The sequence below is a fragment of the Desulfobacter vibrioformis DSM 8776 genome, assembly GCF_000745975.1.
Lineage (GTDB): Bacteria > Desulfobacterota > Desulfobacteria > Desulfobacterales > Desulfobacteraceae > Desulfobacter > Desulfobacter vibrioformis.
Map to the genome: position 1 here is coordinate 1 of NZ_JQKJ01000014.1, position 13,651 is coordinate 13,651.

The 13,651-nt window shown below is 46.5% G+C and carries 18 protein-coding genes and 2 tRNA genes; 4 read left to right on the forward strand and 16 right to left on the reverse strand.

From position 1 onward, the window contains the following. Positions 1–455 precede the first annotated feature (455 nt). From Q366_RS10090 to Q366_RS10100, 3 genes are all read right to left on the reverse strand, one after another. Positions 456–533: transfer RNA gene (locus Q366_RS10090), tRNA-Glu, on the reverse strand. A gap of 25 nt (positions 534–558) precedes the next feature. Next, positions 559–634 (reverse strand) — tRNA-Lys (locus Q366_RS10095). A 67-nt stretch (positions 635–701) separates the two neighbouring features. Next, complete coding sequence (locus Q366_RS10100) at positions 702–2,174, reverse strand: tetratricopeptide repeat protein (protein ID WP_051957966.1); 1,473 nt, start codon at positions 2,172–2,174, stop codon at positions 702–704. 538 nt (positions 2,175–2,712) lie between these two features. Here Q366_RS10100 and fliS point away from each other — a divergent pair. The 3 genes from fliS to Q366_RS10115 are packed head-to-tail and all read left to right on the forward strand — an operon-like array spanning position 2,713 to position 4,085. Then, positions 2,713–3,207, forward strand: a complete 495-nt coding sequence (gene fliS, locus Q366_RS10105) for a flagellar export chaperone FliS (protein WP_051957967.1) — start codon at positions 2,713–2,715, stop codon at positions 3,205–3,207. A 16-nt stretch (positions 3,208–3,223) separates the two neighbouring features. Further along, positions 3,224–3,616: a hypothetical protein gene (locus tag Q366_RS10110; protein WP_035238647.1), complete on the forward strand. Its 393-nt coding sequence runs from the start codon at positions 3,224–3,226 to the stop codon at positions 3,614–3,616. Positions 3,617–3,644: 28 nt separating this feature from the next. After that, positions 3,645–4,085 carry a flagellar protein FlaG gene (locus tag Q366_RS10115; RefSeq protein WP_035238648.1) on the forward strand — a complete coding sequence of 147 codons (441 nt, stop codon included), beginning with the start codon at positions 3,645–3,647 and terminating at the stop codon, positions 4,083–4,085. A 13-nt stretch (positions 4,086–4,098) separates the two neighbouring features. Here Q366_RS10115 and fliW read toward each other — a convergent pair whose 3' ends face one another. From fliW to Q366_RS10160, 9 genes are all read right to left on the reverse strand, one after another. Next, positions 4,099–4,524: a flagellar assembly protein FliW gene (gene fliW, locus Q366_RS10120; RefSeq protein WP_035238649.1), complete on the reverse strand. Its 426-nt coding sequence runs from the start codon at positions 4,522–4,524 to the stop codon at positions 4,099–4,101. Continuing rightward, a complete protein-coding gene (gene csrA / locus Q366_RS10125) occupies positions 4,514–4,777 on the reverse strand; it encodes a carbon storage regulator CsrA (RefSeq protein WP_035238650.1) in 264 nt (87 codons plus the stop codon). Before csrA ends, fliW begins: the two co-directional genes overlap by 11 nt. Positions 4,778–4,955: 178 nt before the next feature. Further along, positions 4,956–5,459: a flagellar export chaperone FlgN gene (gene flgN / locus Q366_RS10130; RefSeq protein ID WP_035238651.1), complete on the reverse strand. Its 504-nt coding sequence runs from the start codon at positions 5,457–5,459 to the stop codon at positions 4,956–4,958. A gap of 146 nt (positions 5,460–5,605) precedes the next feature. Next, positions 5,606–5,914 carry a rod-binding protein gene (locus tag Q366_RS10135; RefSeq protein ID WP_035238652.1) on the reverse strand — a complete coding sequence of 103 codons (309 nt, stop codon included), beginning with the start codon at positions 5,912–5,914 and terminating at the stop codon, positions 5,606–5,608. Between the two features lie 78 nt (positions 5,915–5,992). Further along, entirely contained in the window at positions 5,993–7,018 is a 1,026-nt protein-coding gene (locus Q366_RS10140; RefSeq protein ID WP_051957968.1) for a flagellar basal body P-ring protein FlgI, read from the reverse strand. Between the two features lie 27 nt (positions 7,019–7,045). Next, positions 7,046–7,774, reverse strand: coding sequence for a flagellar basal body L-ring protein FlgH (locus Q366_RS10145; RefSeq protein ID WP_035238653.1), 729 nt, complete (start codon positions 7,772–7,774; stop codon positions 7,046–7,048). A 15-nt stretch (positions 7,775–7,789) separates the two neighbouring features. After that, on the reverse strand, positions 7,790–8,743 hold the full coding sequence (gene flgA, locus Q366_RS10150; protein ID WP_035238765.1) for a flagellar basal body P-ring formation chaperone FlgA: 954 nt from the start codon (positions 8,741–8,743) through the stop codon (positions 7,790–7,792). A gap of 69 nt (positions 8,744–8,812) precedes the next feature. Continuing rightward, complete coding sequence (gene flgG, locus Q366_RS10155; RefSeq protein ID WP_035238654.1) at positions 8,813–9,595, reverse strand: flagellar basal-body rod protein FlgG; 783 nt, start codon at positions 9,593–9,595, stop codon at positions 8,813–8,815. A gap of 12 nt (positions 9,596–9,607) precedes the next feature. Further along, on the reverse strand, positions 9,608–10,300 hold the full coding sequence (locus tag Q366_RS10160) for a flagellar hook-basal body protein (protein WP_035238655.1): 693 nt from the start codon (positions 10,298–10,300) through the stop codon (positions 9,608–9,610). Positions 10,301–10,670: 370 nt separating this feature from the next. Between Q366_RS10160 and Q366_RS10165 the strand changes: the two genes are divergently transcribed. After that, positions 10,671–10,928 (forward strand): hypothetical protein, encoded by a 258-nt coding sequence (locus Q366_RS10165; RefSeq protein ID WP_035238656.1) that lies wholly within the window; start codon positions 10,671–10,673, stop codon positions 10,926–10,928. A 15-nt stretch (positions 10,929–10,943) separates the two neighbouring features. On the opposite strand, the gene Q366_RS10170 is transcribed toward Q366_RS10165, so the two are convergent. The 4 genes from Q366_RS10170 to Q366_RS10185 are packed head-to-tail and all read right to left on the reverse strand — an operon-like array spanning position 10,944 to position 13,649. Beyond that, positions 10,944–11,219 carry an EscU/YscU/HrcU family type III secretion system export apparatus switch protein gene (locus Q366_RS10170; protein ID WP_035238657.1) on the reverse strand — a complete coding sequence of 92 codons (276 nt, stop codon included), beginning with the start codon at positions 11,217–11,219 and terminating at the stop codon, positions 10,944–10,946. 2 nt (positions 11,220–11,221) lie between these two features. Then, positions 11,222–12,754, reverse strand: coding sequence for a flagellar hook-length control protein FliK (fliK, locus tag Q366_RS10175; RefSeq protein WP_035238658.1), 1,533 nt, complete (start codon positions 12,752–12,754; stop codon positions 11,222–11,224). Beyond that, the gene (locus Q366_RS10180) at positions 12,751–13,350 is read right to left on the reverse strand and encodes a hypothetical protein (RefSeq protein ID WP_035238659.1); all 600 of its coding nucleotides are present in this window, start codon (positions 13,348–13,350) and stop codon (positions 12,751–12,753) included. The genes fliK and Q366_RS10180 overlap by 4 nt, the downstream gene beginning before the upstream one ends. Beyond that, positions 13,347–13,649, reverse strand: coding sequence for a hypothetical protein (locus Q366_RS10185; RefSeq protein ID WP_035238660.1), 303 nt, complete (start codon positions 13,647–13,649; stop codon positions 13,347–13,349). The genes Q366_RS10180 and Q366_RS10185 overlap by 4 nt, the downstream gene beginning before the upstream one ends. Between the last annotated feature and the right edge of the window lie 2 nt (positions 13,650–13,651).

Consider the following 13,651-nt stretch of genomic DNA (forward strand, 5'->3'; position numbering starts at 1 on the left):
TTAAGCTTTTTAGAACGCCGAATATCCTTCAACCCGTATCCGTTCCGGATTCCATCGGGGAAAAGCTCGGAATGCTTTTCGATGAAATTGTCCACTATTCTTTTGAATTTTTTGGGATCCTGAATCGAAACCATATATTTCTCTTGATCAAAGGGGAGTACAATTGTACGATTCTTTCGGGGAGTTGGCTTTGTTGTCTGAATTTTCGTTGCTCCTTTCATTTTTCAGGTTATGCTTTGCAACTTAACCATGAACGAAAGCACTCTAAAAATCCAGTCAAAAGGTCACCCCCCAAATCCGTTATAGCCAGAAAAAAGAAATACTGCAGATATCGGTGAGTACAACTATCTGGTAACTTTCAACGCACCTGAATAAAGAAGGTCGCAACTAACCCACTTGTTAAATAAAAAACCAAAAGGCTTTTCAGAATATTCTGAAAAGCCTTTATTTTTAAGTGGCGTCCCCAAGGGGATTCGAACCCCTGTCGCAGGCGTGAAAGGCCTGTGTCCTGGACCGGGCTAGACGATGGGGACACTTAAATTTTAACACTTATTAAACTGGTGGGCCGTGCTGGGCTCGAACCAGCGACTCTCTGCTTAAAAGGCAGATACTCTGCCAACTGAGTTAACGGCCCGTGGCAGTGTCAAAAACAGGGGCAATGTATATGTTTTAATATTTGTTGTCAACTATTTTTTTAAATTTTAAGTCTTTTTATCTACAACTTGTGCAAGTGCATGGGCGACCCGCTCAAGGACAGGGGCCCACGCCCCGGCAGAAGCCTGCCTGAACAGCCGCATGGTCGGATACCATGGAGAATCTTCCCGGTCAAGCAGCCACCGGAAATCAGGCGCAAAGGGAAGAAGTGTCCATACAGGCTTTCCCAAAGCACCTGCCAGGTGAACCACCGAAGTGTCAACGGATATAATAAGATCCAGATTTTCCATAATGGCTGCAGTATCAGCAAAATCTGAAATTTCAGGTCCCAGATCCTTTTCAAAGAGTGCCAGACTGTCCATGTTGGTCCATTTTTCATGTTTTTCTTTTTGAAGGCTGTAAAATGAAATGCCGCTTACTTTTCCTAACGTTTCAAACATGCTTAAATGGATAGACCGATTACCGTCATTTTTATGTTTCGGGCGGCCTGCCCATACAAGGCCGACTTTAAACGAATTATCACCGGTCATTCTATTGTGCCAAATACGGCAAAGCGCTGGATCAGCAGTCAGATATGGGATCTTATCAGGAATGGTTTCTATTTTTGTTTTCAATATATGGGGCAGAGATAACAACGGAACATGAAAATCAAACCTATCCACAGGACGGGTATCCATGTTTTTTATGGCAACAAGGAGCCGGTCATAAAGCCGGTTTTCTGCCACCAGACGGATCAGGGCAGGACTTGTTTCAAACACCACCCGGGCACCCAAAGCATGAAGCATGGGAAGATAGCGGATAAACTGCAGGGTATCGCCCAATCCCTGCTCCTCATAAACAAACAATGTTTTTCCCTTAACATCCTCTCCCTGCCAGGCAGTGCCATGGGCAAACATCCTCCGGGGAGTCGTTGGCCGGCGCCATCTCCACTCATATGCGGGCCACCCGTCTTGAAAATTTCCCTTTGACAGCCAGATAAGCGCACGGTTCCAGTGTGCGCTTATCATATCAGGTGAGAGGGAAAGCACCTTTTCAATGGCAGCAAGAGCCTTGTCGTTGTCCCCCATGGCCCTGAGAATTTCGCAGTGGTTATTATGGGCATCGGCATATTCCGGATCCAGTTCCAGGGCCCTTTCAACAGACATAAGGGCCTTGTCCAGATTGCCAAGGTTGAGATATGCTACAGCAATATTATTATGGGCCATTTTATGCTCAGGTTTTATTCGGACAGCCATCTCATACCACTTAACCGATTCCAGATATTTTTCCTGCTGCTGGAAAACATTGCCCATGGTATTAAAGCACCCGGCATTTGACGGCATCAATTCTATGGCTTTTTTAAGATAGGCAATGGCCAGATCGTTTTTCCCGGCCTTGGAGGCCAGCATCCCCATAAAATGTATTGCATCAGGATGGTCAGGAACCTGGGAAAGAACCTGAAGATACATCTGCTCGGCCGCTTGTAAATTACCTGCGGTATGGCAGGCAACTGCCTTTTTAAGTAATTCAAGCACGGACATTTTGATCTCCCGAATCGACCTGGTTGATATTACGGTGCAGCCCATGGCTGGGCAATAATAACAGAATCGTCAATGGCCTGATGTTTCTTTACATCTTTTTTAATATAATACGTCTTCTCCCACCAACACCTTAATCCCGTTCTTCCGGGGCAAGCTGCCGCCGTGAATTTGCCAATGCCGTTTTCAAATTTCGGACAGAGATTGCAAAAAAAAACAATGGTTGCATTACCCGTATCAAGCTGAATAATCGCACCTGTCCGCGCAGAACACCTTATAAGAGGAGGAAGGGGAATAAAATTGATAGTCTGCTTCCAAATATTTTATTTTCAATTTTTATGTATAAAGTGTTGCCGATTTTTGCCGATAACTCACTTTAAGAGTTAATTAAAGAACAATAGTAAAAAAATAGATAAAGAGGCAAAGACCCCTGACTGCACAATACTTAAAATGAGCCCATGCAGTCTTATGTTACCCAAATTTTTTATGCAACCAGGAATGACCAAAGTTAATCGGTTGCAAAAAGGAGAGTTAAATTAATATGGTATACAATGCCCTTAGTTCCTATCAGCAAGTCCAGGTCAGCAGTGAAATTAATCCCCAAAAATTGATCCACATGCTGTACGAAGGTGCCATCAAACGCATTAATTTTGCACGGGAAGGCGTAATAAACAAAGATCCCAAGCAAAGGGGAGAGAATCTGAGCAAGGCCATTGCCATTATCTCCGAACTCAACGCATCCCTTCGTAATATTGAGAATGAAGATATCTTCTTTCTAAGAAGTCTTTTTTTAGCCATGATGCAGGAACTTTGTAAGGTTTCCGTCACTAACGATATTCAGACCCTGGACCGGGCAATCAAATATCTGATGAAACTCAAACAAATATGGGAAACCAGCGTGATGGGACAGGGGAATACTGCCCAGAATACCAAAACCCAGAATACCAAAACTAAGACTGCACAAAAAAAAGAAGTTTCTTCCATGAGTTATTCAGGGTATGAAAGACATGGTCAAAGGACAAGTATTGCCATTTAAGCAATAAGGACAATATATGAAAGATTCAGCAGAGCATATTTCAACGCCGTGCAGTGAATATGAAAATCTTCAGAACAGACACTTAGATCTGCTTAGGACGGAACAGTTGCCAGATCTGGCTCAGATGACCATTGAGCGCAGAAATGCATCGGAAAAGCTGAAACGTGCCATTAATGAATTTATCAGCACAACGGATCAGTCCGAATCTTTATCTGATTCTCAAAAAATGGAGGACCTTAAACAGCGCCTTGGGCTGATCCTAAGGGTTGACGAAACCATCGGGATTGAGATACAAAGACACAAAAGCCAATTGGAAAAAAGTCTTAAACATCTCAAGCACGGGAAAACAACCCTGGAGCGCTATCGGCCGTCAAAGGACCGCCCCAAATTTATCAGCATCAGCCGGTAGAAATTATTTACCCAGGAAGGCAAAAAACATGGATGTAACAGCAAAAGCAATATCCCATACAGACAGGCCTGAAACCAGCACTAGGATTCAGGAAACTGCTACCGAAACAGTAAGTGCAGACATTCCTAGACTGTCCCAGTTAAAGCAGGCTGCATCTTCTTCGGCAAGCAGTCAGTTGAATGAAAGTCAGGCTTCTGAACAAAAAAATGAGGATCCCGGCAATTCGACCGAACTGACCCAATTGACCAAAAAAGATGTCGAAGAAATGGTGGACGCCTTTGAGGACTTTGCCAATACGGTTCAGACGAGGCTGAATTTTACCATTGACGACAGCACCGAGGATATGGTGGTCAAAATTATGGACAAAGAGACCAATGAAGTCATCAAGCAGTTCCCTGCAGAAGAAATTCTTGAGCTTCGTGAAAAAATGCAGGATTTAAGAGGTCTTCTTTTCAGTACGAATGTTTGAATTGATTCTTTTCTTATTTCAAAAGCAGCTGCTCGTGTGAGTAGGGACTGCCTTGGAGGATCAGCTGCATCCCTTCTTTTCTTTCATTGTTAATTACAATAGGTGCCATAAAGTTCGCCGTCATAGCTTCAGGCTTGCCATGGGGAATGGTGATGATGACAAAACAGGATAGTGCTTCCTTTCCAAATTCCCATTTAATCGTCGTGTCAAAATCCTTAACAGACAGTGTGTACTCAGGATAGAAACGAAGGGGATCCATGACCACAAATGCCAGATTAGGGTCATCCACGCATTGAAACAGATAAAAAGGTGCCGTTTCCTTTTTTTCGAGAAAAACATATCGTTTCTGCTGCCTGAATCCGGGAATACCCTCCGGCATATTGATGATTTTATCATCATCAATCGTCACTTCGCCGAATTGTTTTGTATTAATCTTCATTGCCTTGTTCAGACTCCTTGTCTTTATTACCTATCAGTTTGGCTGCCCTTTCAATATCAATGTTATCTGCTCCCTGGGAGGAAAGGATATTCTCTTTTTGAATAGCGTCAAACACCTCCTGACGCAGAATCGATATTTCCCGGGGTGCATCAATACCTATCCGAATGCTGTTTTTTCCGGTTTCAACCACCTTTACGATGATATCATTAGCAATGACGATACTTTCACCAACTTTTCGTGTTAAAATAAGCATAGGCTTAACAAATAATCCACCAGGCTGACATTAATAATTTTTTTAGCTGTTGAATTCAAAAAGGCACTACAGACATCCAGATTGACTCTTAAAATAAACATGCCATTGTTATAATCATTATGCAACACCAGAGTCAACTGTTGTTCCTGTCCGACCGATATGTATCTATTAGGTCATGCTACACTTGGGCCACAAACAGGCAGTGGTTCTTTCCTCCCTGGGTCACCATCCCGTTGCCGGTGTACCGGGCCTGGGCAGGATTATTTCCGATTAAAGCCATGATGTTATCCACAACAGACAGGTGTTTTTTGACCTGAATCTGATTAGATTTTATAAAATTGGCTACAATGTCTTTTTCTTTATCAATGGTGCGCTTGATCTGTCTTATATCATTTTTGCTTTTATTGGACAGCGGCAGGGCATGTACCAGTGCGCCCAGGGAGAAGGTTTCCGTTTTTTTATCCATACCGGGAAAATGATTTCGGCAGACAACAAGAATATTATTTCGCAATTTTTCAATTTTGCGGACAAGATCTTTCTTTGCTCTGGTTGTCTCCCAGATCATACCCAGGTCAATGGTTCCAATCGCCTTTTTTTCAGCCTTTAATACCAGGTGAAGTTGCTGGTAGCAGGCAAGTTTTTCCTTAAGCAACGCTTGTATACTGTCGGCAGCTTTTTCCATATCCCTTCTCCCTATTTCATTAATATCAACAAAGATATTAAATAGTTAAAGATAAATTCAACGCACAAAACAAATGAATATTTTCATTTTCCGTTTTTGTGCAGATATGAAAAGCAACTATCATGCCATAACCTGACACAAATACCTTAAACTGAGTCCTGAAGCTGCTGGTATAAGAATTCCTTGAAGCCGGTTACACGACGGCCCTGGGATAAATTTTCCGTAAGATACTGATCATGCAGGGACTGGTAGATGTCAGACGCATTACTTTCGGGGAAAAGACTGTCTCCGGACAGGGTATCCCGCATACGCTGCATCAAGGTATTGAGCATTAAAGCCTCAAACCCCTGGCAGGCTTTTTCAAGATCTTTTTCGCGCTGAAGCTTCCGGGCCGTACCTGTAGTGTCCTGGGCATCTGTAACAGGCGTTATCACCCCAGGAATTTGCATAGACATAATTTTGCCCCCTCTTTTACTGGCTCAACAAACGGGCCATTTTTCAAAATTGGAATGCTGTGCTGCAAAAAAACAAGTCTAAAGTATTTCCAGGCTGGCCTGCAACGCCCCGGCTGCCTTGATACTTTCCAGAATACTGATCAGATCCCTGGGCCGGACCCCTAAAGAGTTCAGTCCACTAACCAGTTCTCCGATGGTGGAGGTGCCGGGCAGTTCCATAAGATACTCGGGTTTTTGCCCCTGAATCACCACGTTCAAATCCCCATGGGCCACGGCCACATTTGAAATGGTCACGTCACTGCCGATAACCACAGTGCCGGTTTTTTCGTTAATCACGACCTTGGCAACGGTATCCGGAATCACAGACAACCCTTCCACATCGGCAATAAACTCCGCCACATGCTCCTGCTGCATGGATTCCGGCACATTCAGGCAGATGGCGCTGGCATCAATGATTTTTGCAATCCCCTCCCCTAAAGCGGCATTGATGGTATCCCCCACCCGCCGGGCCGTGGTGAAATCCGGACGGAACAGGGACAGGGTCAATTGTTTTTTCCCTTCCAGATGGAAGGGAATCTCACGTTCCACTGTAGCCCCGTTGATAATCCGGGCGGTGAGAAGATGACTGTTCCGATCGTTCACACCGGCGGGAATTGCAAGACTTACGGCACCCTGGGCAATGGCATAGACGTTGCCGTCAACCCCTTTCAGGGGCATCATTAGAAGGGTCCCGCCTTTAAGACTCGTGGCATCCCCCAGGGACGAAACCGTGATGTCAATGCGGTCCCCGATCCGAGCAAAGGGCGGAATATTTGCCGTGGCCATAATCGCTGCCACATTTTTTACCTTGATCTGGCTTTTGTCAAAATGAAGACTCATCTTTTTAAGCATATTGGTCAAAGATTGTCGGGTAAACAGAATATTGTTCTTATCTCCTGTGCCGTTAAGCCCCACCACCAGGCCATATCCGGTGATCTGATTCGAACGGACCCCCTGGATGGCGGCCATGTCCTTAATTCGGGTCGCCATGGCAGGCACTGAAACGGCAATCAGACACAGCGCGATCCCTGTACTGATCATTATTTTTTTCAACATATTGTTCATGATGCCTGCTCCTTTAGCCCGCAACGCTTACCAGGGCCAGATATTATCAATTATCCGTGTGCCCCAGCCCGGTTTCTGTTTGTCGGCAAGGGCCCCCTTGCCGTAATATTCAATGCGTGAATCAGCAAGGGACGTGGATTCCACCCGATTGTCCGAATCAATATCATTGGGACGTACAATTCCTGATACCATGATGTACTGAACCTCATTATCCACTTTCATGGCCCTGCGTCCGAAAATGCTTAAGTTACCGTTGGGCATGACCTCCGTGACCCGGGCCGCAACAGAGGCCGTTACCTTACCGGACCGGTCACTTGTGGCTTCTCCTTTGGTGGAATTTTCAAAACTGGTGTCAATGAGGTTGCCGCCACCAGAACCGCCACCAAGATGGGTCACTTTTCCAAGAGCATTGAACGTAGGCACCCCCACCGACATACTGGTTGTCCGAGCACCCTCGGAATTTACCTCCATTGCCGAAGAGGCGTTCTCCACAATATCCACGATCACCGTATCTCCAACATAAGCAGCCTTGGTGTCATCCAGAAGGAATCTGTTCTGTGCGGTCCAAAGAGAACCTTCCGCAGGCTTTGCCATGGTATATTCAGGCTGCACGGCAGGTTCAGGCATTGCGTCCTGGGGCACAACGCTTAAGGCCGGCTCCCCGCCACTGGACAGACAACCGGTAAAAGTCCCGACCATAAAAATCAGTAAAAATGCCAGACACCCATTGAGTAATTTTTTTTGAATTGACCACATTCCAAACCTCCAAGCTTAAAAAACGACCTCCACGGTGCCGTCTGCTGTAACAAGACCGCGCACCAGTTTCCCCGATGTTAAATTTTGCACTGTCACAGACTGCCCCGGATAGCCATCTTCCTTGCACACCCCTAAAGTCACAATGGATAAACGATCCTTTTGGGCCACCAGCTTTATCACGGCCCCTTTTTCAATGGCGGGAGCCTGTCTGAATTCATCCCGGGTCACACATTCCCCTTTGTCAATGGTCCGGGTGATCACCATGCCGCTGACCTGGTCAACCGAAGTCATTACATCCGGCTGCAGTCCGAACACGTCCATATCCCGCAGGGTGACATCAGCCGGTGTAATGATCTGTCCTCTTTCCAGGCGTATTGCCGCAACAACTACGGGTTTGATCTGTGAAAGACGCCCTGTGACAGTCAACCGGCCCTCTTTGACGCCGTCCACCCAGACTTCGGCATGAACGGACAGGCGGCCATTGTCTGAAGGCGTATAGCGTTTGTCAAACACCAGGGATAAATTGCCCTGGGGATAGGGTTCAATCCCCCGAACATTGAAAGCCTTTACTTTGAATCCGTCCTTGGGAAAAAAACCGGACAAAAAATGTCCAAGCGCAGTCTCCACCCGATACGGGTCAAGCTCCTGGCTGGCACGTTTAACAAACACCCGTTCAGGTACCTGAATATTAATGTCATTATCATTAAGGCCCATGGCATTTATGGCCGCTGTAATCCGGTTGCCTGAAAGCTGTTTCATCCTCCCGGCCCGGGGTGATTTTCCAAGATCAACACGCGCCAGTTCCGCCTTGAAAAAATCAGGTGCGGTTATCCTTGCGACCTCTCCTAAATAAATGACAGGGCTTGTAATTTCTGATGTCCGGGCAACGTCAATAACAATTTTCCCCGGTGTAGCAGCCAATACCGGCAGGCTGAAAATAAGCATGCAGACAAGACAATACGCGACCATAAGAGATTTCTTGTTTCTTGTTTCATATAAAATTGCCCAGGCATTCATGGCTTTATCCATTCAAGAGTATTAAGATTTCAACTGAACCGCCGTTGCCAGCATATTATCGGCAGTGGTGATGGACTTTGAATTGGCCTCATAGGTACGCTGGCCTGAAATCATACTGACCATCTCCTCAACAACATCCACATTGGAATTTTCAATATAATAATTTAACACGGTCCCGGCCCCGTTCTCTCCCGGCGTATTTTCCTGGGGTACGCCCGAACCTTCGGTTTCCCTGAACAGGTTGCCACCCACGGCATATAGTCCGGCGGGATTGATAAAGGTGGTGACAAGGACCTGCTCTGTGGCCAGAATGGTATCATCGCCGGCAAACACAGTCAGGGTCCCGTCATTGTCCAGGGTAATCGTAACCCCCTCCGCAGGGATGGCAATCTCGGGCTGAAGGCGGTCCCCTGCCTGGGACGTAATATATCCCTCGCTGTCCAGGGAAAAATCCCCGGCCCGGGTATACATATCCTCGTCCCCGTGCAAAACCCTGAAAAACCCCTCGCCCTGGATGGCAAAATCCAGATTATTATCGGTCTGGATATAATCGCCCTGGGTGAATATTTTCTGAATACCTGCCGTATTCACCCCCATGCCCACCTGGATTCCCGTTGGCACCTGCCCTCCACCAGGCGTTGTCTGTCCTGCGACCCGCTGGGTCATATACATTAAATCCTCGAATGCTGCCCGGGATTTTTTAAACCCGGTGGTGGAAGAGTTTGCCAGGTTATTGGCGGTAACGCCAATCTGAGTATCCTGGGCCATCATTCCCGTAGCTGCTGACCAAAGTGCCCGTATCATAAATTTACTCCTTTACGTAAACAGCCCTACGTCATTAATTGCCTTTGAATCAATTTCATCAAATGTCTTCATAGACTTGGTGTAAGTTTCAAACATCCGCTGATAATCAATCATTTTCGCCATTTCCTCCACGGCCTGAACATTGGCCTGCTCAAGGGAACCAGCTTCAACCCTGACATTTTCAAGGGGAACTTCATCTGCCGTATTTCCGGTATAAACAAGCAGATTATCACCGGTTTTCTCAAGAGCTTTCATATTTTCAAAAGAGACCACGTCAAGGGTATCCAGAATCTCATTATTCAAAAAAATCTGCCCGGATTCATCAATATTAATGCTTGTATTGGGCTCCATCGTATCAATAAAAATGGCTCCGCCCTGCCCCATGACCGGATTCCCGCTTTTATCCACAAGAATGCCTTCACTGCTCAAAGAAAAATTGCCGTTCCGTGTGTATTTGATGCCGTCCGGGGTTTCGACTTTGAAAAGGCCCTGGGGTCCCAGGGCCACATCCAGGGGATTATCGGTTTTTACCACATCCCCCTGGCTGAAATCCTGGTCCACCCGGGCCCTGAACGCCTTGTCAAAACTGACAATATCCTTTTTATACCCAATGGTGGATGCATTGGCCAGGTTATTGGAGACAGCTTCAAGTTTTCGTTCCTGCCTTAACCCGCCCTGGGTCGGTCGCGTCATTTCAAGAATCATAGGGCAGTTTACTCCTTTGCAAAAATTTCCGGTGTTCTGCCGGCATTGACCGGTTTAATTCCAGCCATGTCCACACTCTATGCAAATGAGGTGCCATACTTTCCTTCAATGAAGCTCTGGATCTGGACAAATCCATTTTTAAAAGACTTTTTTATCTTTTAAGTATATTATGTGAAAAAAAACGATTTAACTTTTAAAATAATGTGCCAAAAGGCCGACACTTGAGACAGCCGGATTTGACGCACCCAGAAATTTTTTCCCACCGGTTTGGGATTGATTTCAAAAAAATACCCTTGCATCCTGACCCGTTTAGGTATAAAGCAAAACCGCATTCATTGATGATGTAAAAAGAAGAATAAAAAGGAAATTTATGACTGACTACGGCGATTACCCTGACCCAAAGCATATCTCTTCCGAGCACCCTGCCGGGAAAGACACGTCCCAAACAGATTCCTTTCAACACCCGTCCGATCCGGATGGAAACCCGGTGACGCATGAAGAAAAAGCGTTTAAAGATTATTTTTGCCCGTTTTGCGGCCACAGATTATTCCGGGGCAAGGTCCGGGATTTCAGAATGGTCTGCCATGAATGCAACCGGCTTGTTGACAGTAAAAAGCTTGAAGAATAACAATTCTGGACAACATCAGGATTTCTTGTCCGCATTGATCCCATAAACAAAAGCGAGAAGTTCGGCCACTGCCACGTATATTTCAGCCGGAACTTCCTGGTTAATGTCGAGGGATGCCAGAACCTCCACCAGATCCGGATCGTCCTTTACCGGCACCCCATGGGCCAATGCCAGGGCAATGATATTTTCAGCCACCTTTCCCTGGCCTTTGGCAGTTACCTTCGGTGCAGCATCCTTAACCCTTTCATATTTCAGGGCAATTGCTTTTTTTCTTTTGTCTTTAGGTGCCATGGTCAAACCACAATACTCAGACCCTGCATGTTATCGGGCGCTTTCATGGAAAGCATCAAACTGGCCGGGGCAATCTGTTCTGGCCGGGCCACCTGGCAATCGATGTTTCCGGCCTGATATCCGATCCCGGACAGACGCTGTCTCAAATCTGAAATTTTGGAGGTAAGATAATCACAGGTTACCTGATTTTCCAGAAGGAACCGGCCGATAATGGTTTTATCCAGAATGGAAAAATCCGCCCGTAAAGGGCCAAGGGCGGTCATGTTTAATAAAAAGGAAATGCTGAGCATTTTTTTTTTTGTATTTGCTGTGCCCGCCTTTCCCATGTCCACCATGAGCTGGCCAAAATCAAAGCCATCCTCCCGCCAGACAGGAAAAGGCAGCAGAAAACGTGCGCCATCCTGATTTGGTCCGCTATCCCCTGATTTGACATTTAACTGGGCAAAGCTATCCAACGCATCTGCGATATGTTTAAATACAGAAGCCTTACCCGGGTCACTTTCCGCGGTGGAAAGGGACAAAGAGGCGGCTTTCAGGTCCTGACCCGCCAGCTGTTTGATCACATGCGAAACCGCTTTTTTATCCGAGGCATTTTCGAGACCGGCTGCCAGTTTTTTTTCAAAACCCAAGCCCATATTCTCTATGATTTTAGGCAGGAACTGGTCATCCCGAACATCGGATTTCAGGGCAAGTCCCATAAGGATATCATTCAGTATTGGTTCCCGGATCTGGCTAAGTTCACTCAAACCCTGGAAAATCTTTGCCAGGGAAAAGGATTGAAAAGCGCTTTCCGTCCCGGGAAAAGGGTTTGAATCCGGTAAGGTGGCCGGAACCGAAGCCATCAGTCCCCCGGCATTCACTACAGGTCCTCTGGCGGAATCAATGGCAGACCCCATGGTGGGATCAATGACAGGCCCTCTGGTTGAATTAATACCGGAACCTGCCGGATCAGTGGATGCAGGCCCAGACAGGGCAGAAACCGGCTTTAGCACAATACCGTCCTGGGAACGGATAACCTTCATGGGGATATTCATGCCCCGGGCCAAAGGGAGCTGGGAGGAAACAGTCAGTTTCTGACCCCCCACAAGCAATTGGACCCGGTTCTGGGATGTAACTTCAAGAACTTTTGCCGCCACTGTCTGCCCGGGTTTTATACCTGATTCGGACAATGTCGAAGCCTTCTGTTTTCCGGGAAGAATTTTAAGCGCAGCATCCGTGTCGGGGGAAGACAGAATCGTAGACGAAACCAATTTAAGAACCGGACCTTCCCGGGTGGCAACGACTGTCAACGTCAGCGACATGCCCGGCTTTAATGGCCGCTGGGTTGAAACCTCAACTTTCTGACCGGCCAGCAAAGGTTTACCTGGTTCATTTTTTTCGGATAAAAGCAGTTGAACACGATTTTCGGATTTAACATCAAGCACCTTTGCATCAATAATCCGGCCGGGCTTTAAATTAATGGCGTCTGACAGTCCGGATTGTTCCGGATTATCGCCGATAATTTTCAGGGAAGTTAAGGACTGGCTGGGAATCATCTGGATTTCTCCATTGCAATAAACTTTTCCTTAAGCCCAATGACAAGCGCAACCTCTCCTTTGGGTATGGAAAGTCTTTCTGCAATAGTGTCAACATCCATCTTCTGATAGTAAAGATCTATGATCCGCTGCTGCTGATCAAGGACATCTGTTTCTTTGTGAAATAATTCAGCCCCCCTTTTAGGCAAAGCATTCAGCAAAACATTATGCTGATTTTCAAGCTGACTGTACAGGGTGTTGGCCCGGGACAAAAGCAGATTAATACTGATCATTTTCGAATCAAGGGACTGATCAAGTTTCCGGGTCAGTATCTGTTTCTCCTGTATCAGCCGCTCAAACTCCATGGCCGCATCCTTTGAGGCTTCCAAAATGGGTTCGATCATCTCAGCAGTTTCAGTCAAGACCTGCCTGGCCACAACCTGGGCTTTTTCACGGGTCTGGGCGGAAATGTCGCCAGGGTCAGTTCCCGGCATGGGGGTCGGACTGCGTTGAAGCCGATTGGCCCGCCGGATAAAAAGAAACAGCAGAAAGATTAAAAACAGATCAATAATAAGTGAGAGGACAACAAGAAACTCCGTGGGAACCTTCAGCATCATGCAGTGGTATCTATAAGCCAGCCCGGGCCATCCGGGTCTGGCGGCACATCGTCTTTGGGATTCTGTTTTTTGGCACCTTTGGCCTTACGGGTCGTTTGCCGCTTTTCTTTCTCTTTTTCCTGTTTCAAAGAGAGTGTTTCTTCGCTTTCCTGAACCGTTGTATTTTCCACTATCTGCTGATTCTGATGCTGCACAGCTGCCTGATCAGGATCCGGTTTTGGGGAGTGGATCTGGTGGCTCAATTCCTGGGCAATACCGGATTGCTGAAAAATCTGGTTATGTCCATGGACTGTGGTCATTG

Coding starts and splice junctions, on each gene's coding strand:
- flgG (WP_035238654.1), bottom strand. CDS start 9,595: ATGATACGGGCACTTTGGTCAGCAGCTACGGGAATGATGGCCCAGGAT.
- fliW (WP_035238649.1), bottom strand. CDS start 4,524: ATGAAGATTAATACAAAACAATTCGGCGAAGTGACGATTGATGATGAT.
- csrA (WP_035238650.1), bottom strand. CDS start 4,777: ATGCTTATTTTAACACGAAAAGTTGGTGAAAGTATCGTCATTGCTAAT.
- Q366_RS10160 (WP_035238655.1), bottom strand. CDS start 10,300: ATGATTCTTGAAATGACGCGACCGACCCAGGGCGGGTTAAGGCAGGAA.
- Q366_RS10135 (WP_035238652.1), bottom strand. CDS start 5,914: ATGTCTATGCAAATTCCTGGGGTGATAACGCCTGTTACAGATGCCCAG.
- flgA (WP_035238765.1), bottom strand. CDS start 8,743: ATGGTCGCGTATTGTCTTGTCTGCATGCTTATTTTCAGCCTGCCGGTA.
- Q366_RS10100 (WP_051957966.1), bottom strand. CDS start 2,174: ATGTCCGTGCTTGAATTACTTAAAAAGGCAGTTGCCTGCCATACCGCA.
- Q366_RS10110 (WP_035238647.1), top strand. CDS start 3,224: ATGAAAGATTCAGCAGAGCATATTTCAACGCCGTGCAGTGAATATGAA.
- Q366_RS10140 (WP_051957968.1), bottom strand. CDS start 7,018: ATGAACAATATGTTGAAAAAAATAATGATCAGTACAGGGATCGCGCTG.
- fliS (WP_051957967.1), top strand. CDS start 2,713: ATGGTATACAATGCCCTTAGTTCCTATCAGCAAGTCCAGGTCAGCAGT.
- Q366_RS10180 (WP_035238659.1), bottom strand. CDS start 13,350: ATGATGCTGAAGGTTCCCACGGAGTTTCTTGTTGTCCTCTCACTTATT.
- Q366_RS10115 (WP_035238648.1), top strand. CDS start 3,645: ATGGATGTAACAGCAAAAGCAATATCCCATACAGACAGGCCTGAAACC.
- Q366_RS10145 (WP_035238653.1), bottom strand. CDS start 7,774: ATGTGGTCAATTCAAAAAAAATTACTCAATGGGTGTCTGGCATTTTTA.
- Q366_RS10165 (WP_035238656.1), top strand. CDS start 10,671: ATGACTGACTACGGCGATTACCCTGACCCAAAGCATATCTCTTCCGAG.
- Q366_RS10170 (WP_035238657.1), bottom strand. CDS start 11,219: ATGGCACCTAAAGACAAAAGAAAAAAAGCAATTGCCCTGAAATATGAA.
- fliK (WP_035238658.1), bottom strand. CDS start 12,754: ATGATTCCCAGCCAGTCCTTAACTTCCCTGAAAATTATCGGCGATAAT.
- flgN (WP_035238651.1), bottom strand. CDS start 5,459: ATGGAAAAAGCTGCCGACAGTATACAAGCGTTGCTTAAGGAAAAACTT.
- Q366_RS10185 (WP_035238660.1), bottom strand. CDS start 13,649: ATGACCACAGTCCATGGACATAACCAGATTTTTCAGCAATCCGGTATT.